Annotated in this window: 17 protein-coding genes; 10 read left to right on the top strand and 7 right to left on the bottom strand. The window is 65.0% G+C overall.

Translation table 11 applies throughout. The annotated features are described in order from the left end of the window. Positions 1–37: 37 nt before the first annotated feature. Positions 38–778 (bottom strand): crotonase/enoyl-CoA hydratase family protein, encoded by a 741-nt coding sequence (locus tag GGD67_RS35010; protein WP_179739158.1) that lies wholly within the window; start codon positions 776–778, stop codon positions 38–40. 85 nt (positions 779–863) lie between these two features. Here GGD67_RS35010 and GGD67_RS35005 point away from each other — a divergent pair, with 85 nt between their 5' ends. Next, a complete protein-coding gene (locus tag GGD67_RS35005; RefSeq protein ID WP_179739156.1) occupies positions 864–1,445 on the top strand; it encodes a TetR/AcrR family transcriptional regulator in 582 nt (193 codons plus the stop codon). On the opposite strand, the gene GGD67_RS39835 is transcribed toward GGD67_RS35005, so the two are convergent. From GGD67_RS39835 to GGD67_RS34995, 3 genes are read right to left on the bottom strand one after another with little or no spacing between them, the layout of a single operon-like run. After that, positions 1,442–1,570, bottom strand: a complete 129-nt coding sequence (locus tag GGD67_RS39835; RefSeq protein ID WP_256375091.1) for a hypothetical protein — start codon at positions 1,568–1,570, stop codon at positions 1,442–1,444. The genes GGD67_RS35005 and GGD67_RS39835 overlap by 4 nt on opposite strands. Before the next feature lie 5 nt (positions 1,571–1,575). Continuing rightward, on the bottom strand, positions 1,576–1,767 hold the full coding sequence (locus GGD67_RS35000; protein ID WP_179739154.1) for a hypothetical protein: 192 nt from the start codon (positions 1,765–1,767) through the stop codon (positions 1,576–1,578). A 27-nt stretch (positions 1,768–1,794) separates the two neighbouring features. Further along, a complete protein-coding gene (locus GGD67_RS34995) occupies positions 1,795–2,262 on the bottom strand; it encodes a hypothetical protein (RefSeq protein WP_179739152.1) in 468 nt (155 codons plus the stop codon). 326 nt (positions 2,263–2,588) lie between these two features. On the opposite strand from GGD67_RS34995, the gene GGD67_RS34990 reads away from it, so the two are divergent. The 7 genes from GGD67_RS34990 (at position 2,589) to GGD67_RS34960 (ending at position 10,909) form a co-directional block, all read left to right on the top strand. Continuing rightward, positions 2,589–2,747: a hypothetical protein gene (locus GGD67_RS34990; RefSeq protein ID WP_179739113.1), complete on the top strand. Its 159-nt coding sequence runs from the start codon at positions 2,589–2,591 to the stop codon at positions 2,745–2,747. An 11-nt stretch (positions 2,748–2,758) separates the two neighbouring features. Further along, positions 2,759–2,848, top strand: coding sequence for a K(+)-transporting ATPase subunit F (locus tag GGD67_RS34985; RefSeq protein WP_049814895.1), 90 nt, complete (start codon positions 2,759–2,761; stop codon positions 2,846–2,848). 112 nt (positions 2,849–2,960) lie between these two features. Continuing rightward, complete coding sequence (gene kdpA / locus GGD67_RS34980) at positions 2,961–4,664, top strand: potassium-transporting ATPase subunit KdpA (RefSeq protein WP_179739151.1); 1,704 nt, start codon at positions 2,961–2,963, stop codon at positions 4,662–4,664. An 18-nt stretch (positions 4,665–4,682) separates the two neighbouring features. After that, the gene (kdpB, locus tag GGD67_RS34975; protein ID WP_179739149.1) at positions 4,683–6,797 is read left to right on the top strand and encodes a potassium-transporting ATPase subunit KdpB; all 2,115 of its coding nucleotides are present in this window, start codon (positions 4,683–4,685) and stop codon (positions 6,795–6,797) included. Positions 6,798–6,853: 56 nt separating this feature from the next. Beyond that, entirely contained in the window at positions 6,854–7,459 is a 606-nt protein-coding gene (locus tag GGD67_RS34970; RefSeq protein WP_179739147.1) for a K(+)-transporting ATPase subunit C, read from the top strand. Positions 7,460–7,499: 40 nt separating this feature from the next. After that, positions 7,500–10,223 carry a sensor histidine kinase KdpD gene (locus GGD67_RS34965; protein ID WP_179739145.1) on the top strand — a complete coding sequence of 908 codons (2,724 nt, stop codon included), beginning with the start codon at positions 7,500–7,502 and terminating at the stop codon, positions 10,221–10,223. Further along, positions 10,220–10,909 carry a response regulator gene (locus GGD67_RS34960; protein ID WP_179739143.1) on the top strand — a complete coding sequence of 230 codons (690 nt, stop codon included), beginning with the start codon at positions 10,220–10,222 and terminating at the stop codon, positions 10,907–10,909. The genes GGD67_RS34965 and GGD67_RS34960 overlap by 4 nt, the downstream gene beginning before the upstream one ends. Positions 10,910–11,045: 136 nt before the next feature. Here the strand turns inward: GGD67_RS34960 and GGD67_RS34955 are convergent, their stop codons facing one another. Continuing rightward, complete coding sequence (locus GGD67_RS34955; RefSeq protein WP_179739141.1) at positions 11,046–11,930, bottom strand: Ku protein; 885 nt, start codon at positions 11,928–11,930, stop codon at positions 11,046–11,048. A gap of 118 nt (positions 11,931–12,048) precedes the next feature. On the opposite strand from GGD67_RS34955, the gene ligD reads away from it, so the two are divergent. Beyond that, positions 12,049–14,736 (top strand): DNA ligase D, encoded by a 2,688-nt coding sequence (ligD, locus tag GGD67_RS34950; protein ID WP_179739131.1) that lies wholly within the window; start codon positions 12,049–12,051, stop codon positions 14,734–14,736. 140 nt (positions 14,737–14,876) lie between these two features. On the opposite strand, the gene GGD67_RS34945 is transcribed toward ligD, so the two are convergent. Continuing rightward, complete coding sequence (locus GGD67_RS34945; RefSeq protein ID WP_018318514.1) at positions 14,877–15,041, bottom strand: DUF3309 family protein; 165 nt, start codon at positions 15,039–15,041, stop codon at positions 14,877–14,879. 180 nt (positions 15,042–15,221) lie between these two features. On the opposite strand from GGD67_RS34945, the gene GGD67_RS34940 reads away from it, so the two are divergent. After that, positions 15,222–15,539: a polyhydroxyalkanoic acid system family protein gene (locus tag GGD67_RS34940; protein ID WP_179739129.1), complete on the top strand. Its 318-nt coding sequence runs from the start codon at positions 15,222–15,224 to the stop codon at positions 15,537–15,539. A 2-nt stretch (positions 15,540–15,541) separates the two neighbouring features. Here the strand turns inward: GGD67_RS34940 and treY are convergent, their stop codons facing one another. Then, positions 15,542–18,328 carry a malto-oligosyltrehalose synthase gene (gene treY, locus GGD67_RS34935; RefSeq protein ID WP_179739127.1) on the bottom strand — a complete coding sequence of 929 codons (2,787 nt, stop codon included), beginning with the start codon at positions 18,326–18,328 and terminating at the stop codon, positions 15,542–15,544. Position 18,329 lies beyond the last annotated feature (1 nt).

The raw sequence follows: 18,329 nt of genomic DNA, 5'->3' as shown, positions 1-18,329 counted from the left end.
CCAGATCGGCCGGGTCTTTTCCGTCGGACAGGCGGCGTCAACCGGGCATCGCCACCGCGCTGCGCGCCCGGCTGCTCGCCTCATAGGCAGCCATGGTCAGTTCACGGTCGATCGCCATCCGCATCGCGTCCGTGGCCGGTTGGCGCAGACGCTTCTTTGCGGTCGCATGCGACGGCTTGTGGATCGCGCGCAATGCCGTGACGGCCTCCTCAAGGGCTTTGTCGACGGCTTCGGGCGCAACCACCCGATCGAGGAAGCCGGCGGTCAACGCCTCCTCGGGCTCGTACATCTCGCCGAGCGTGACGGTGCGGCTGAGCCAGGCCGGATGCAGGCGGCTGCGCGCGAGCTCGATGGCAAAGCTCGGCGGCGCGATGCCGATCGCGACCTCGTTCAATCCCATGCGATGCGGTCCGCGCGCGCCCAGCCTGACGTCGCAGGCGAGCAGCAGGAACGTCCCCATCGGAAAGGCGTGACCTTCCATCACGCCGACGATCGGATGCGGAAACGACATCAGCCGCAGCGCAAGCTCGGCGCCGGCGCGGACCATTTCGAGGCTCTTGGCGGCATCACCCGACGCGAACACCTTGAGATCGAAGCCGGCCGAGAAGATGCCGGGCCTTGCCGAGCGCAGCACCACGATCTCGGCTTCAGTCTCGGCCCGGTCGAAGGCCGTGCCGATCTCGGCCAGCATCGTGGTCGACATCACATTGACCTTGCCGTCGTCGAGCCCGATCCGCGCGACGCCGTCGCTCACCTCAAAACTCACTCCCATTGGCATTTGCCTCTCCTGTCATGAACCAGGCTTGACTGTCGGAGGCTGATGTAGACCAATCAATATAATTTCGTGCGAGGGGGAGAGCGCCATGCCGGCCGTGCCAAAACACCGCCAGCCCATCATCAATGCCGCGGTGACGCTGTTCCGCCGCCAGGGCTATGCCCGGACCGGGCTGAACGACATCGTCGACATCAGCGGTGCGCCGAAGGGCTCGCTCTACCATTACTTTCCGGATGGAAAGTCCTCGATCGCGGTGGCGGCCGTGGAGGAGGCGGGCCACCGCGTCGCGGCGACGGTCGCCAGGCTCGCGGAAGAGTGCGGCTCGACCGCCGACCTCTTGCGAGCGCATGCAAGATTGCTGGCGGGCTGGATGCGGGGCTCCGGCTTTCGCAACGGCTGCCCGATCACGACCGTGCTGCTCGAGCTTGCGCCGCGCGAGCGCGCCGTGTCCGATGCCGGCCGCAAGGCCTATGCGGCGCGATTGTCCATCCTGCGCGACAAGCTTGTCGCTGACGGCTTCGTCAGATCTCGCGCGGAAACGCTTGCGGTGCTCTGCACGTCGGCGCTCCAGGGCGCGTTGATCCAGGCCCGGGTTGAGCGCAGCGGCCGGCCGATCGAGGTCACCGCGGCGGAATTGGCGCGGCTGATCGAGCGGGAAGCGAGGAACTAGACGCCGAGCCCGCGCGCGACAAGCGTGATCACGAGCGTCAGGATCGCGCCCCAGATCAGGCTCAGCGTCATGGTCAGGATGGTGATTGTGACCACATGCTCGAGATTTCCCTTGAGGAGCGGCATGGTGGTCAATCCCCGCGATGCCAGAAATAGATGGCGGCTCTCAGCGCGATCAGGGCGGTGAGAACGCTGCCCATCGAGAGTACGGTCAGCGCATGCAGCGCGAGGCGCTCGAGCCGGGCCCTGCGCATCTTCGAGAGCCCTGATTGGCGTTGGGCCCAGTGCAGCGGTTGTTCAAAGCGATGTGTCAGCATCGGCATTTTGCGGGATCCTTCTGTCAGGCGGCTTCAGCTGAAATTGTCGCAGGCGGCTGGCTCGCACAGCGGATCCAGCAGGGGGCGAACCGAGGGAACGCTCGGCCGCGATGCTTCTGCGATGAGCGATCGGACCTCGATGAAGGCCGACAGCAGAGCCAGCGCGAGGTCGGAATGGCGCGCCTCGACCGCGGCATCCAGCCAGTCCGGCAGCTCTCGCTCGCGCGACAGCGCACAATGCCATTCGCCCTCGTCATAGGCGAGGCGGCGGACCTGCCACATCGGCAGCTCGAGCGCGATCAGCGCCAGCGCCACATCGGCCCAGGCTTCAACCTCGATCAGGCGCATGATGCGTGCGGCGCGTTCGCCCCGGCCGAGCAAGGGGACGCGCCGGCAGGCGTGCGCAATGATGTCGAGCATCAACGGCCGGGTCATCGCCGGTGCCGCGCGAAGCTGCTGGTCGAGGGAAGGTGGGGCGAGGCGTCGGAGAGGGGCGGTCATGTCAGGCCTCCTGGAATTGGTGTCGGTCAGTCGGCCGGCATTGCCAGGATGGGCCCCAAAGGCATTTGAAAACGAGATGGGGATCGGGCGTGAGATATAGGGATTTCATAAATGCGGGAGGGGCGGGGTGGCGCGCCATTCTCCATCATCGTCCCGGATCTGCGCTTCGCTTGTCCGGGACGACAGTGAGGTTGCCTCGCGAGCAGCGCCGCCGCTTTTATGAGATTCCTATATCTTCGCCATAGGCCTCATCTCGAAAACCTATGCCTGCGCTGGCATTTCAGCACGGTCAAAAGTCCCGGCTGTCATGCGTGGACGTGCCTTCCATGTCCTTCGCGAGCCAGCCGGGTCACCGAGAGAAGGTTGCGCCGGACTTAAGCGACGCAACGAGGAGCGATCCGATGATGGACATTCTGATGCTGGCGCTGGGCTTCGTCTTCTTCGCCCTCGCCATCGGCTACACCTACGCCTGCGAACGGCTGTGACGGAGCAAACCATGATCTTCGATTATGCGCTCGCCGGTGCCGTCTCGTTCGGTCTGCTGCTCTACCTCACTTATGCGCTGCTGCGGCCCGAGCGGTTCTGACCCGTGCTGCTGCTCGTCGAATTCCTGCTGGCGGACGCTGTGCTCGTCGCCTGCCTGCTGACGGTGCTCCCGCCCCTGTTGCGCCGGACACCAAGCCTGAAGGGTTGATTCCATGACTGTGATCGGTTGGCTCCAGATCATTCTGTTCTGCGCCATTATTGTTGCGCTGACCAAGCCGCTCGGCTGGTACATGACGCGTGTGTTTGGCGGCGAGCGGACGTTCCTGTCGCCGGTGCTGCGCCCGATCGAGGCCGGCGTGTACTGGATTTCCGGCGTCGACGAGAAGCGCGAGCAGCATTGGCTGACCTACACGGTCGCCATGTTGTTGTTCCATGTTGGCGGCTTCCTCGTCATCTACGGTGTGATGCGGCTTCAGGCCGTATTGCCCTTCAATCCGGCCGGGCAGGGCGCGGTCGCCGAGGATCTTTCCTTCAACACCGCGGTCTCCTTCATCACCAACACCAACTGGCAGAACTACGGCGGCGAGAGCACGCTGTCCTATCTCGTCCAGATGCTCGGCCTGACGCACCAGAACTTCCTGTCGGCCGCGACCGGCATCGCGCTGGCGATGGCCCTGATCCGCGGCTTCTCGCGCGCCTCGATGCGCACGGTCGGCAATTTCTGGGTCGACGTCACCCGCTGTACGCTCTACGTGCTGCTGCCGATCTGCGTCGTCTACACGCTGTTCCTGGTCTGGCAGGGCATCCCGCAGACGCTCGGCCCGTATATCGAGGCGACCACGCTCGAAGGCGCCAAGCAGACCATTGCGGTCGGCCCGGTCGCTTCCCAGGTGGCGATCAAGATGCTCGGCACCAATGGCGGTGGCTTCTTCAACGCCAATGCGGCGCACCCGTTCGAAAATCCGACCGCGCTGTCGAATTTCGTGCAGATGCTGTCGATCTTCGCGCTCGGCGCCGCAATGACCAACGTGTTCGGCCGTATGGTCGGCAACCAGCGCCAGGGCTGGGCGATCCTCTCTGTGATGGGCGTGCTGTTCGTCGCAGGCGTCGCCATCACCTATTGGGCGGAAGCGAACGGAACCTCGATGCTGCATGCGCTGGGCCTGACCGGCGGCAACATGGAAGGCAAGGAGGTCCGCTTCGGCATCGTCGCGTCCTCGCTGTTCGCGGTCGTCACCACCGCCGCGTCGTGCGGTGCCGTCAACGCCATGCATGACAGCTTCACCGCGCTCGGCGGCATGATCCCGCTGATCAATATCGAGCTCGGCGAGATCATTGTCGGTGGCGTCGGTGCCGGCATGTACGGCATGCTGCTGTTCGTCATCCTCGCGATCTTCGTCGCCGGACTGATGGTCGGCCGCACCCCGGAATATGTCGGCAAGAAGATCGAGGCCCGCGAGGTCAAGATGGCGATGCTGGCCATCCTGGTGCTGCCGCTGATGATCCTCGGCTGGACCGCCGTCGGCGTGGTCTATCCGGCGGCCGTCGCCTCGATGGCGAATGCCGGCCCGCATGGCTTCACCGAAGTGCTCTATGCCTTCACCTCGGCGGCCGGAAACAACGGCTCGGCTTTCGCAGGCCTCACCGGCAACACCTTCTTCTACAACCTCACGCTCGCAAGCGCGATGTTCGTCGGCCGCTTCTTCATGATCGTCCCGGCCATGGCGATCGCGGGCTCGCTCGCGGAGAAGAAGTCGATCCCGCCGTCGACGGGCACGTTCCCGACCACCGGTGGCCTGTTCGTCGGCCTCGTCGTCGGCGTCATCCTGATCATGGGCGGCCTGACCTTCTTCCCGGCGCTCGCGCTCGGCCCGATCGTCGAACATCTGGCGATGAACGCCGGCAACCTCTTCTGATTGTCTGGAGTGACCTCCATGGATACGATGAAACTGCAAAAACGTGCTGCCGTTTCGGCAATGCTCGATCCTGGGATCGTGATGCCTGCGATCCGCGCCTCCTTCACCAAGCTCAACCCGCGGCTGATGATGAAGAACCCCGTGATGTTCGTGGTCGAAATCGTGGCCGCGCTGACGACGGTGATCTTCCTGCGCGACGTCGTCACCGGCGGCTCAGGCCTCGGCTTCACCTTCCAGATCATCGTCTGGCTCTGGTTCACGGTGTTGTTCGCCAATTTCGCCGAAGCGGTGGCCGAAGGCCGCGGCAAGGCGCAGGCCGACTCGCTGCGCAAGACCCGCACCGAGGGCCAGGCCAAGCTCCTGACCGGTGTCGGCCGGGCCTTCGAGCTGGTACCGGGCACGAGCCTGAAGGTCGGCGACATCGTGCTGGTCGAGGCCGGCGACACCATTCCGTCCGACGGCGAGGTGATCGAGGGCGTCGCCTCGGTCAATGAGGCCGCCATCACCGGCGAGTCCGCGCCCGTCATTCGCGAATCCGGCGGCGATCGTTCCGCGGTGACCGGCGGCACGCAGGTGCTGTCCGACTGGATCCGCGTCCGCATCACCGCGGCCCAGGGCTCGACCTTCATCGACCGCATGATCAAGCTGGTCGAGGGCGCCGAGCGGCAGAAGACGCCGAACGAGATCGCGCTCAACATCCTGCTCGCCGGCCTCACCATCATCTTCGTGTTCGCCACCGTCACCATTCCGAGCTACGCGGCCTATGCCGGCGGCTCGATCTCGGTGATCGTGCTGGTCGCGCTGTTCGTGACGCTGATCCCGACCACGATCGGTGCGCTGTTGTCGGCGATCGGCATCGCCGGCATGGACCGTCTGGTGCGTTTCAACGTGCTGGCGATGTCCGGCCGGGCCGTCGAGGCCGCCGGCGACGTCGACACGCTGCTGCTCGACAAGACCGGAACCATCACGCTCGGCAACCGCCAGGCGACCGCCTTCCGCCCAGTGCGCGGCGTGACCGAGCAGGAGCTCGCCGACGCAGCTCAGCTCGCCTCGCTTGCCGACGAGACGCCGGAAGGCCGTTCCATCGTGGTGTTGGCAAAGGAGAAATACGGCATCCGCGGCCGCGACATGGCGGAGCTTGGCGCGACTTTCATCCCGTTCACGGCGCAGACCCGCATGAGCGGCGTCGATGCCGGCGGCTCGTCGGTGCGCAAGGGCGCGGTCGATGCCATGCTGAACTATGTCGGCGGCGGCGCACCGATGGCGGTCGCCTCCGGCAACACCGCGCGGGCGATCCAGCCGGCGGCATTGTCGGACCTCGGTCGCGAGATCCAGGCCATTGCTGATGAAGTATCGAAGTCCGGCGGCACGCCGCTGGCGGTCGCGAGGGACGGCAAGCTGCTCGGCGTCATCCAGCTCAAGGACATCGTCAAGGGCGGTATCCGCGAGCGTTTTGCCGAGCTGCGCCGCATGGGGATTCGCACCATCATGATCACCGGCGACAACCCGATGACGGCGGCTGCCATCGCAGCGGAGGCAGGGGTCGACGACTTCCTGGCGCAAGCCACCCCCGAAGACAAGCTCAAGCTGATCCGCGACGAGCAGGCCAAGGGCAAGCTGGTTGCGATGTGCGGCGACGGCACCAATGACGCGCCGGCGCTTGCGCAGGCCGACGTCGGTGTCGCCATGAACACCGGCACCCAGGCCGCCCGCGAGGCCGGCAACATGGTCGATCTCGATTCCAACCCGACCAAGCTGATCGAGGTCGTCGAGATCGGCAAGCAGCTTCTGATGACGCGCGGCGCGCTGACGACGTTCTCGATCGCCAATGACGTCGCAAAGTATTTTGCGATCATTCCGGCGATGTTTTTGGCGTTTTACCCCCAGCTCAACGTACTCAACGTCATGAACCTGTCGAGCCCGCAGAGCGCCATCCTGTCGGCGATCATCTTCAACGCATTGATCATCATCGCGCTGATTCCGCTGGCGCTGAAGGGCGTTGCCTACCGCGCGGTCGGTGCCGGCGCGCTGCTCCGGCGCAACCTCCTGATCTACGGCCTCGGCGGCATCGTCATTCCCTTCATCGGTATCAAGGCAATCGACCTCGTCGTCACCGCCTTGCACCTGGCTTGACCGTCCTGGCGCGGCGCAAGGCGCCGCGCGCCATGACGAAGACTTAGGAGACCAACATGCTCAGAGAAATCCGCCCCGCCATCGTCCTATTGCTGGTGCTCACGGCCATCACCGGCCTTGCCTATCCGCTGGCGATGACGGCCATCGCCGGCGCGCTCTTCCCCGGGCAGGCCCAAGGCAGCCTGATCGAGAAGGACGGCAAGGTGATCGGCTCCGCCCTGATCGGGCAGGAGTTCAGGGACGACAAATACTTCCACGGCCGTCCCTCGGCGACGGTTGCGCCGGACCCCAATGATTCGACCAAGACGGTGCCCGCGCCCTACAACGCCGCCAATTCGGGCGGCGCCAATCTCGGCCCGACCAGCAAGGCGCTGGCCGACCGGCTCAGGGAAGATGTAGACAAGCTCAAGGCCGAGAATCCGAGCGCTACCGTGCCGGTCGACCTGGTGACGACGTCGGCCAGCGGCCTCGATCCTGATATCTCGCCGGAAGCGGCGCAATTCCAGGTGCCGCGCGTGGCCAAGGCGCGGAATATGCCGGAGGATCAGGTCAAGCAGATCGTGACCGCCAATACCGAAGGCCGCTTGCTCGGTCTGATTGGCGAACCCAGGGTTAACGTTCTGGCACTGAATCTCTCGCTGGATCGCGCCGCCGCCAAGTAGCGGTCTAGGCTCGCGTCACGCAGATGATTATATTGGAAAAATGGTCCGAGAGCGCCGCGATCCCGAACAACGTCCGTCGCCCGAGGCGCTGCTGGAAGCGGCGCGGCGGGAAGGGAGCGCGAGCGGCAAGCTGAAGATCTTTGTCGGCGCCGCCCCCGGCGTCGGCAAGACGTACGAGATGCTGCAAAGCGCCCACGCCAAGCGCAAGTCCGGCATCGACGTCGTGGTCGGCTTCGTCGAGACCCACGGCCGCGCTGAGACCGAGGCGCTGGTGCGCGGTCTCGAGATGGTTCCACGCAAGCGGCTGGACTATCGCGGGCAGATCGTCGAGGAGATGGACCTCGATGCGGTGATCGCGCGCCGGCCGCAGATCGCTCTGGTCGACGAGCTCGCCCACACCAACGCGGCCGGCAGCCGCCATCCCAAGCGCTATCTCGACGTCGAGGAGTTGCTGTCCCACGGCATCGACGTCTACACCGCCGTCAACATCCAGCACATCGAGAGCCTGAACGACGTCGTGGCGCAGATCACCCATGTCAGGGTGCGCGAGACCGTGCCGGACTCGGTGTTCGATCGCGCCGACGCGATCGAGCTGATCGACCTCACGCCCGACGATTTGATCCAGCGCCTGAAGGAGGGCAAGGTCTATGTGCCCAAGCAGGCCGAGCGGGCGCTGGAGCACTATTTCTCGCCGGGGAACCTGACGGCGTTGCGCGAGCTCGCTTTGCGACGTACGGCCGAGCGGGTCGACGAGCAGCTCCTCAACCACATGCAGGCCAATGCGATTCCCGGGCCGTGGGCCGTCGGCGAGCGCATTCTCGTCTGCGTCAGCGAGGATCCGCGCGCGGCCGGTCTCGTGCGCTACACCAAACGGCTGGCGGACCGGCTGCATGCGCCATTTACTGCGGTTTCGATCGAGACGCGGCGATCGCTGCAATTGTCCGATGAGCAGCGCGACCGGCTGGCCGATACGCTTCGGCTCGCGGAATCGCTCGGCGGCGAGGCGTTGACGATTCCGGCTGTCGGCCGCCGCATTGCCGACGACGTCGTCAATTTCGCGCAAGGCAACAATGTCACCCAGATCGTGATCGGCAAGTCGACGCGCTCGCGCTGGTTCGAGATGACACGCGGCTCGGTCGTGCATGATCTGGTGCGCCGCGCCGGCAATATCAGCGTTCACGTCATTCCAGGCGACGAGCTGACGGGTGAGCCGGCGCCGAAGACGGCGGTGCAGACCGCGGCACGATCCGAGCCGTTCGATGCAATTCCTTATCTGAAGGCGCTCGGGATCACCGCGCTCGGCCTTGCCGCGGCGGTGGCCATTAAGCCGTATTTCGGCATCGAGAACGTTGATCTCATGTTCCTGACCGCGGTGGTTGCCGTGGCCGTCCGCTATGGGTTGTGGCCGTCGCTGCTGGCAAGCGTTGCTGCGTCACTGGCGTATAACTTCTTCTTCCTGCCGCCGGTCTACACCTTCACCATCACCGATCCGACCAACGTCGCGGCGTTCTTCTTCTTCATGCTGATCGCATTCGTGGTGTCGAATGTCGCAGCGCGCGTGCGCACCCAGGCCGATGCCGCCATCGGCCGGATCAGAATGAGCGAGCAGCTCTATGCCTTCAGCCGCAAGCTCGCCGGCACCGCGACGCTCGACGACGTGCTGTGGGCGACGGCCTACCAGATCGCATTGATGCTGAAAGTCCGGGTGGTGCTGCTGCTGCCGGACGAGGGCCTGCTCACGGTGAAATCCGGCTATCCGCCCGAGGACGAGCTCGATCAGGCCGATCTTGCCGCCGCCAACTGGGCCTGGAGCAATGACCGCCCCGCCGGCCGGGGCTCGGACACGCTGCCGGGGGCAAAACGGCTGTTCCTGCCGATGCGCACCGGGCGCGGCCCGATCGGCGTCATCGGCATCGACGACGACCGGACCGGTCCGCTGCTGACACCGGACCAGCGCCGCCTGCTTGACGCGCTGGTCGATCAGGGCGCGCTGGCGGTCGAGCGGGTGCTGTTGGTCGAGGACATGGACCGCGTCAAGCGCACCGTCGAGTCCGAGCGGCTGCGCGCTGCGCTCCTGACCTCGATCTCCCATGATCTGAAGACGCCGCTCGCCTCGGTGCTGGGGGCGGCCTCCACCATGCGCGATCTTGCCGGCGCCCTCTCCGACACCGAGAAGCGCGATCTGCTCGCGACCGTGATCGACGAATCCGAACGGCTCAACCGCTTCATCGCCAACCTGCTCGACATGACCAAGCTCGAATCGGGCGCCATCGTGCCCAACGCTGCGCTACATGATCTCAGCGAGATCGTGGGTAGCGCGCTGCGGCGTGCAGCCAAGATTCTCACCGCGCACGAGGTCGAGCTGGTGCTGGCCGCCGATCTGCCGATGCTGCAGCTCGATGCGGTGCTGTTCGAGCAGGTGCTGTTCAACCTGCTCGACAACGCCGCGAAATATTCGCCACCCGAGGCCACCATCTCGATCCGCAGCCGGCGCGACAGCGACCATGTCGTGCTCGAGATCGCGGACGAGGGGGCCGGCATCCCGTCTGACGAGCTCGATAGCGTGTTCGACAAGTTCTATCGCGTGCAGAAAGGCGATCATGTCCGTCCCGGCACGGGGCTCGGGCTCGCCATCTCGCGCGGCTTCGTCGAGGCGATGCGGGGCACGATCTCGGCCGCCAACCGCAGCGACCGCAGTGGCGCCGTCCTCACCATCCGTCTTCCCGTTCCGGCAGAGAGCCGCGCATTGGATACCGCCGCATGAGCGCTGCGCCGATCAAGGTCCTGGTCATCGACGACGAGCCGCCGATCCGCAAATTGCTGCGGATGGGGCTGACGACGCAAGGCTATGAGATCCTGGAAGCGTCGAACGGCAAGATCGCGCTGGAGAAGCTCGTTGAGGAGCCCGCGCTGATCATCCTCGATCTCGGCCTGCCCGACGTGCAGGGACACGAACTGCTGCGCACCATCCGTGCCCGCAACGAAGGCGTGCCGATCGTGGTGCTGTCGAGCCGCGGCGACGAAGCCGGCAAGGTGCAGGCACTCGATCTCGGCGCCGACGATTATCTGACCAAGCCGTTCGGCATGGACGAGCTTCTGGCCCGCCTGCGCGCCGCGCTGCGGCACCAGCTCCAGGTGCAGGGAGAGCGCCCGGTGTTTCGCAGCGGCGATCTCTCGGTCGATCTCGTCCGCCGCATCGTCAAAACCGGCGAGCGTGAGATAAAACTGTCGCCGAAGGAATACGACCTGCTGCGCGTGCTGGTGCAGCACGCCGGCAAGGTGCTCACCCACCGCTTTCTGCTGAAGGAGCTGTGGGACGAATTGACCGACGCGCAGTATTTGCGCGTCTATGTCCGCCAGCTCCGCCAGAAGATCGAAGCTGATCCCGAGCGACCGCAGTATGTGCTGACCGAGACGGGGATCGGGTACCGGTTGAAGGCGGGGGATTAGGCTCCGACTTCGACAGCCCGTAGGGTGGGCAAAGGCGCAAAGCGCCGTGCCCACCATTCTCGCGATTTTGATAAAGGTGGTGGGCACGCTTCGCTTTGCCCACCCTACGATATCGAGTGTTGGGCGAGCAGTTTCCTCAACCCGCCTTCCGATGTCGCGCCGTGGACCGATGCGCCTTCTTCGCGGTTCGCTGCCGTCCGGTCGCGCGGCGGGCATGCGACTTCGCCGCCGTCTTTTTGCCGCCACGCCCCTTCAGGCTCTGCTTCAGCGCATCCATCAGGCTGACAACGTTGCTGGGGCGTTCCTCGGGTTCCGGCAGCTCAATCTTCTTGCCGCTGGCCTTGCGTTTCACCAGCGCCTTCAGTGCGTTCTCGTACTCGTCCTTGAACTTGCCGGGGTCGAAATGGGCGGCCTTGGTCTGGAGGATGTGGCCGGCAAGCTCGACCATGTCCTTGGTGATCTTCGGGCTCTTGATGTCGTCGAAGAACTGGTCCTCGTCGCGCAGCTCGTAAGGAAAGCGCAGCGTGGTGCCGAGCAGGCCCTTGCCGAGCGGCTCGATTGCCATGATGTGTTCGCGGTTGGTGAGCACGATCTTGGCGAGCGCCACCCGCTCCTGGTCCTTCATGGCGTCGCGGATCACCGCAAACGCATCGACGGCGGCCTTGCCGTCGGGTGCAAGATAATAGGGATGGTTGAGGTAACGCTGGTCGATCTCCTCGCTCGGCACGAAGCTCTCGATGTCGATGGTATGGTTGCTCTCGATCTGGACCGCCTCGAGCTCCTCCGGCTCGATCTCGACATATTTGCCCTTGCGCAGCTCGTAGCCGCGGCCCTTCTGGTCGCTCTCGACGACATCGCCGGTCTCGGCATCGATCATCTGCTGCTTGAGCCGGTTGCCGGTCTCGCGGTTGATCAGGTGAAACCGCGTCTTCTCGGCCGCCGTGGTCGCCGGATAAAGCACGACCGGACAGCTGACCAGCGAGAGCTTCAACGTTCCCTTCCAATAGGCGCGCGGGGCCATTCCATTCTCCAGCGTTTTCAAGGCGTTTTGGAACCCCAACCGCCCCGCGGGGTTTTGGTTCCGGATGGGACTTTGGCCGTGATAGGCTTGAATCCCCGAAAGAGAAGCGGGACCGGTCGTGCTGCAAAAACTCTCCACCTATCGACAGAAACGTGATTTCGAGAAGACGCCGGAGCCGTCGGGCAAGACGGCGGTGACGCCGTCGAAGCAGCGGCGCTTCGTGATCCAGAAGCACGACGCGAGCCGGCTGCATTACGATCTCAGGCTCGAATTCGACGGCGTGTTCAAGTCCTGGGCGGTGACCAAGGGTCCCTCGCTCGATCCGCACGACAAGCGGCTGGCGGTCGAGGTCGAGGACCATCCGCTCGATTATGGCGATTTCGAAGGCACGATACCGGAAGGGCAGTACGGCGGCGGCACGGTGATGCTTTGGGATCGCGGCACCTGGGAGTCGGAAGATCCCGAACGCGGCTTCAAGAAGGGCGATTTGAAGTTCACTCTGCATGGGGACAAGTTGCACGGAAGCTGGGTCCTGGTCCGCATGCGCAACGACCGTACCGGCGGCAAGCGCACCAACTGGCTCTTGATCAAGCACCGCGACGAATTTGTCCGTGAAGGGGCCAAGAACGACATTCTCGATGAGGACAAGTCCGTCGCATCCGGCCGTGCGATGGAGCAGATCGCCGAGGGCAAGGGGCGCGCGCCAAAGCCGTTCATGCTGGCCAAGGGTGCGAAGACCAAGGCCGACGCGGTCTGGCAATCCAACCGGGCCGAGGAAGCGAAAGGGCAAACGGTCAAGCCGGCGCCACGTACGGCATTGAAGGGCGGCAAGATCGTCAAGACCAGGACGGCGAGGAAGAAAGGCACAACTGCGACCAACGGCAAGAAGATCGCCGAGATACCGGACTTCGTGCCGCCGCAGCTTTGCACGTCGGTCGAGCGTCCGCCGGCCGGCGAAGGCTGGTGCCATGAGATCAAGTTCGACGGCTACCGCGTGCAGCTCCGGGTCGAGGACGGCAAGGCGACGCTGAAGACGCGCAAGGGCCTCGACTGGACCGACAAGTTCGCCTCGATCGCGAAGGAGGCGGCTGCGCTGCCGGACGTGATGATCGACGGAGAGATCGTGGCGCTCGATCACGACGGTGCGCCGAATTTCTCCTCGCTCCAGGCCGCGCTGTCGGACGGCAAGACCGAAGAGCTGATCTTCTTTGCCTTTGACCTCCTGTTCGCGGAGGATCTCGATTTTCGGCGTCTGCCGCTCGGCGAGCGCAAGGCGCGGCTGAAGCAGCTGCTGGGAGCGCGCAAGCGGAAATCGACTCAGATCCGCTATGTCGAGCATTTCGAAAGCGGCGGCGATGCGGTGCTGCAATCGGCCTGCAAGCTTGAGCTGGAAGGCGTGGTGTCGAAGAAGCTGGACGCGCCCTATCGCTCCGGCCGCACCGAGAGCTGGACCAAGGCAAAGTGCCGCGCCGGCCACGAGGTCGTGATCGGCGGCTACAAGACCACCAACGGCAAATTCCGCTCGCTGATGGCGGGCGTGCATCGCGGCGATCATCTCGTCTTTGTCGGCATGGTCGGCACCGGCTTTGGCGCCGACAAGGTCAAGCGCATCATGCCGTCCCTGAAGGCCATGGAGGCCAAGGAGAGCCCCTTCGGTGGCAAGAACGCGCCGAAGAAGAGCCGCGAGGTGCACTGGCTGAAGCCGGAGCTCGTGGCCGAGATCGAGTTCGCCGGCTTCACCGCCGACGGCAATATCCGCCAGGCCGCGTTCAAGGGCTTGCGGCAGGACAAGCCGGCCGAGGAGGTCGAGGCCGAGACGCCTGTCGACACCGAGCTTGCCGAGCCCACCCCCAGCAAGCGCGCGGCAAAGACGGCCAAGCGATCGAAGGACACCGGCACCGCCGAGGTGATGGGCGTCGTCATCTCCAAGCCGGACAAGGAGCTGTGGCCGGACGGCGGTGACGGCGAGGGCGCGACGAAGCTCGATCTCGCGCGCTACTTCGAGGCGGTCGGCGACTGGATGATCGAACATCTGAAAGGGCGCCCGTGCTCGATCGTGCGTGCGCCCGATGGCATCGGCGGCGAGACGTTTTTCCAGCGTCACGCCATGCAGGGCACCTCGAATTTGCTCGAGCTGGCCAAGGTCTCGGGCGATCGCAAACCCTATTTGCAGATCGATCGCGTCGAAGGGCTTGCCGCCGTCGCGCAGATCGGCGGTGTCGAGCTGCATCCCTGGAATTGCGCACCTGATGCCTACGATACGCCGGGCCGGTTGGTGTTCGATCTCGATCCGGCGCCGGATGTGGAGTTCGCCGATGTCGTCGAGGCTGCCAAGGAGATGCGGCAGCGGCTGGCCGATGTCGGCATGGAGAGCTTCTGCAAGACCACGGGCGGCAAAGGCCTGCATGTGGTGGTGCCGCTGCTTCACGGCGCGCGCGACAAGGTGAGCTGGAAGGAAGCCAAGGCCTTCGCGCAAGGCGTCTGCCAGTGGATGGCCGACGACGATCCAGAGCGCTATCTGCTCAACATGTCGAAGAAGCTGCGCAAGGGGAAGATCTTCCTCGACTATCTCCGCAACGACCGGATGTCGACGGCGGTGGCCCCGTTGTCGCCGCGGGCGCGCGCCGGGGCAACGGTCTCGATGCCCGTCACTTGGGCGCAGGTGAAGAGCGATCTCGATCCGAAGCGCTATACGCTCCGGACCGTGCCGGGCCTGCTGCCGCGGTCAAAGGCGTGGGAGGACTATGACGATGCGGCCGCCTCGATCAAGGCGGCGATCAAGAAGCTTGCGGGGAAAAGGAAGTAGGTCGCGCTCCGGGCACCGCGCCTGTAGGGTGGGCAAAGCGAAGCGTGCCCACGTTTTTTTCGTTGTAACGAATCTTTTTCATTACGACGAATAGGTGGGCACGGCGCAAGAGCGCCTTTGCCCACCTACGAGTTCTCGTCCTAGATCCGTCCCATCAGCAGCAGGATCAACAGGATGACGATGACCAGCCCGAGGCCGCCGCCGCCGTAATAGCCGGTGCCGTAGAACGGGCCGCCGCCGATGCCGCTGAAGCCGCCGAGCAGGGCGATGACCAGAATGATCAGAATGATCGTACCGATTGACATGCGAATCTCCTCAGCCCTTTGTTGAAAGGGTCGTTTGCACCTGTCCCCTTGTGCAAGGGCAACTTGCCGCAGGTTTTTAAGTTCCGGTTTTGAAACAGGGCCACAGGTCCAAGTTGCATGGAACCTTTGCCGCTTCGTCCGGCATGACTATGTGAGGATTGATCATCACGGGGCAGGGCCATGTCAGCACCGCTTGTCGTTTCTATTCCGCACCGTCTCGGCCGCGAGGAGGCGGTGCGCCGGCTCAAGACCGGGCTCGGCCGGGCGGCAGCCAGCATTCCCGTGATGCAGGTCGAGGAGGAGCGCTGGACCGGCGACAGCATGGCGTTTCGCATTCGCGCGCTCGGGCAGATCGCGACGGGTCAGGTCGACGTCGCCGAAGACCATGTCAAGGTCCAGGTGGTGCTGCCCTGGCTGTTGCAGCGCTTTGCCGAGATGGCGCAGGCCACGATCAGGAAGCGCGGGCAGTTGCTGCTGACCAAGGATGACGGAAAGTAGCTTCAGGCGCGCATGCGCGGCCGCGCGGGCCTGATGGCGCTTGCCGTGCGGGCCTCGATGACAGCGGCGGGAAAATCACCGAAAGCCTGGGTGACCGGCAGTTCGTGGCCCTCAAGGCCCGTCGCGGCATAGCCTGTGATATCGACGGTCGCGTCAAATCCCTCCAGCGCGGGCCATTCCCGGCCGGCTTGGGTGAACGGCGCGAACTGACGCCCGACCACGACGATCGCCGCAGCGCGGCCATGGCGGCGGGCGAAGGCAATGACATGGTCGGCATGTGCGCCGCGCACCGCCAGCGGCTGATAGTCGCCTTGAGCGAAGACGTCGGCGAGTTCATTGCGCAGCTTGAGAAGACGCCGTGTCCAGGCCAGCTTGAGCAGGCCGTCAGGCCAGCTCTTGATCAGGCCACGCCAATCCGGATCGTCCAACGAATCCAGCGCCGCGTGCCGCGAGCCAAAGTCGACCGGGCGACGGTTGTCGGGGTCGACCAGCGACAGGTCCCAGAACTCGGTGCCCTGGTAGAAGTCGGGCACGCCGGGCAGCGTCGCCTTGAGGGTGAGCTGGCTTAGAGAATTCAAGGCGCCGAGCAGCGCCACGCGTCGGGCCAGCGTTTGCAGCGAATCCAGGAATTCCCCTGACAGTGCAGGATCGAGGATCTTGTCGATAAAGCTCTTGATGCCGTTCTCATAGGCTTCATGCGGGTTGAGCCAGCTCGTCTCTTCCTTGCCCTCGCGCGCGGCCTTCAGCGCATAGGCCTGGATGCGCTCGACGAAGCCGGCATCGACCGGCCCGTGCAGCGGCCAGGCTCCGAGCAGGGTTTGGTAGAGCATGTATTCGAACGTCGCCGACGGCGCGCGGTAATTGCCGTGGAGCGTGAGGTGCGGCGCGTTCAGCACCTTCCAGCGCGCCACCGCGCTGGTCCATTCGCCCGGAATCTCGCTGATCGCCGCGATGCGCGCCCGGGCGTCCTCGCCGCGCTTGGTGTCGTGGGTGGCGGTCGCCGTCATTCCCAGCGGCCATTCCCTGGCGCGGGCCTGCATGGTCTCGTGGAAGGCGGAAATCGTGAGCCCGGTGCTGGCGGGATCGCCGCCGACCTCGTTCAGCGCGAGCAAGCGGTGGAATTGATAGAACGCGGTGTCTTCCAGCGACTTCGCCATCACCGGCCCGGTGAATTGCTGCACTTTCAGCGCAAAACGGCGCACGCGCGGGGCGCTGTGCGGGGGGCGGCCGGGCTTGAGCAGGTCCATGGTCAAGGCGTCGCGCAGGAAATCGAAGATGCCTTCGTCCGCGGCGAACCATTCGGCGCGGGCGCGCGCGATGGTGTCGTCGATCAGCTTGCGGTCGGGCGCGGTCGGGCCGCTGTTGGTCAGATAGGTGCGGTACACCGGGAAATGCAGCACATAGAGCTCGAGCGCCTGCCGCAGGCTGTCGGCGGAGAAATCGCGCGTCGAGTAATGCCCGTTGGCGATGCGCGCGAGCAGGCGCGTCAGCACGGTGAATTCGCTGGTGAGCAGCGTCTCCAGCACGCGCCGCTTGGCGTCCTTGACGTAAGGCGCAAGCCGCGGCGGCCGGTTGCTGACCTGCCGCCAGGTCTCGTCCAGCGCCCCCAGTCCCCCGGCCTCGACCAGCGCATGGGTGATGACGTTCATCCATTCATAGCCGGTGGTGCCCTGAACCCCGGCGAAGTGCGGCAGGCGTTCGTGCTCGCACAGGATCTTCTCGATCACCGTGTAAAAGGGCTTTGTATTTCCTTGCGCGTCGCGCACCAGCCGGCGCAGCCGCTGGCAATATTGCGCGGGATCTCGCAGGCCGTCGATGTGATCGAGCCGGATGCCCTGCAGCTTGCCGCTGGCGATGAGCTGCTTCACCAGCCGGTGCGTGGCGGCGAAGGTGCTCGCGTCCTCGACGCGCAGACCCGCGAGCCCGTTGACGTCGAAGAAGCGGCGATAGTTGATATCGCTGGAGGCAAGCCGCCAGTGCCCGAGCTTGTAGTGCTGGCGCTCCAGCAGATGATGCAGCGCCAGCGTCGGTGCGGGACGATCCTTGGCGGCACGATAGGCGGCGAGGCCGCGTGCGATGACTTCGGCAGCACCAGGGATCTCCCTGAGCTCGGCCTTGAACGCGGGGGCTTCCTTGCGGTTGGGGCGACGTAATCCGGTATAGCGCGCAGCGAGCGACAGCAGGCGCTTGCCGGCCTCCGTCTCGGCGGCATCCGCTTCCTTGACGATCATGCGCAGCATCTCGCCATAGCGCTCCGGCGCGACGGGCAGGCGATGTTCGAAATACCAGGCGGAAAAGCTTCCCTGGTCCGGATCGTAGCGCAGCTCGATGTCGCCGCGCTCGAGCGCCTCGCCATAGGACGCCCCCAGGATCGGCAGCAGCACGCCGCCGCGGGCCCGATAGGCGAGCTGATCCCAGTCGATGTCGAAGGAGACCGCGTGGGGCGAAGCCTGGCCCCATTCCAGCACGTCGAGCCACCAGGGATTGTCGGCAAAATGCACGCCGACATGGTTGGGTACGAAGTCGATGATGAGGCCGAGGTCGTGCTTGGTCAGTGCCTCGCTCAGCCGGGCGAAGCCGGCCTCGCCGCCAAGCTCCGGACTGAACTGGCTGTGATCGACGGTGTCGTAGCCGTGGGTCGAGCCCTTGCGCGCCTTCATCACCGGCGAGGCATAGAGATGCGTGATCCCCAGCGCTTTCAGATAGGGCACCACCGCGGCGGCCTTGTCGAAATCGAAATCCGCGGTGAGCTGAAGCCGGTAGGTCGCGAGCGGAATGGCGGGAGGCATC

Origin of the sequence: Bradyrhizobium sp. IAR9 (genome assembly GCF_013408065.1) — a bacterium.
Classification (GTDB): Bacteria; Pseudomonadota; Alphaproteobacteria; order Rhizobiales; family Xanthobacteraceae; genus Bradyrhizobium.
The sequence above is the reverse complement of the archived record's forward strand: the minus strand, read 5'-3'. Positions and strand labels throughout refer to the sequence as shown.

Bases quoted from the DNA above. Each gene is read 5' to 3' on its own strand.
- GGD67_RS35010 (WP_179739158.1), bottom strand. From the start codon at position 778: ATGCCAATGGGAGTGAGTTTTGAGGTGAGCGACGGCGTCGCGCGGATC.
- GGD67_RS35005 (WP_179739156.1), top strand. From the start codon at position 864: ATGCCGGCCGTGCCAAAACACCGCCAGCCCATCATCAATGCCGCGGTG.
- GGD67_RS39835 (WP_256375091.1), bottom strand. From the start codon at position 1,570: ATGCCGCTCCTCAAGGGAAATCTCGAGCATGTGGTCACAATCACCATC.
- GGD67_RS35000 (WP_179739154.1), bottom strand. From the start codon at position 1,767: ATGCCGATGCTGACACATCGCTTTGAACAACCGCTGCACTGGGCCCAA.
- GGD67_RS34995 (WP_179739152.1), bottom strand. From the start codon at position 2,262: ATGACCGCCCCTCTCCGACGCCTCGCCCCACCTTCCCTCGACCAGCAG.
- GGD67_RS34990 (WP_179739113.1), top strand. From the start codon at position 2,589: ATGTCCTTCGCGAGCCAGCCGGGTCACCGAGAGAAGGTTGCGCCGGAC.
- GGD67_RS34985 (WP_049814895.1), top strand. From the start codon at position 2,759: ATGATCTTCGATTATGCGCTCGCCGGTGCCGTCTCGTTCGGTCTGCTG.
- kdpA (WP_179739151.1), top strand. From the start codon at position 2,961: ATGACTGTGATCGGTTGGCTCCAGATCATTCTGTTCTGCGCCATTATT.
- kdpB (WP_179739149.1), top strand. From the start codon at position 4,683: ATGGATACGATGAAACTGCAAAAACGTGCTGCCGTTTCGGCAATGCTC.
- GGD67_RS34970 (WP_179739147.1), top strand. From the start codon at position 6,854: ATGCTCAGAGAAATCCGCCCCGCCATCGTCCTATTGCTGGTGCTCACG.
- GGD67_RS34965 (WP_179739145.1), top strand. From the start codon at position 7,500: ATGGTCCGAGAGCGCCGCGATCCCGAACAACGTCCGTCGCCCGAGGCG.
- GGD67_RS34960 (WP_179739143.1), top strand. From the start codon at position 10,220: ATGAGCGCTGCGCCGATCAAGGTCCTGGTCATCGACGACGAGCCGCCG.
- GGD67_RS34955 (WP_179739141.1), bottom strand. From the start codon at position 11,930: ATGGCCCCGCGCGCCTATTGGAAGGGAACGTTGAAGCTCTCGCTGGTC.
- GGD67_RS34945 (WP_018318514.1), bottom strand. From the start codon at position 15,041: ATGTCAATCGGTACGATCATTCTGATCATTCTGGTCATCGCCCTGCTC.
- GGD67_RS34940 (WP_179739129.1), top strand. From the start codon at position 15,222: ATGTCAGCACCGCTTGTCGTTTCTATTCCGCACCGTCTCGGCCGCGAG.
- treY (WP_179739127.1), bottom strand. From the start codon at position 18,328: ATGCCTCCCGCCATTCCGCTCGCGACCTACCGGCTTCAGCTCACCGCG.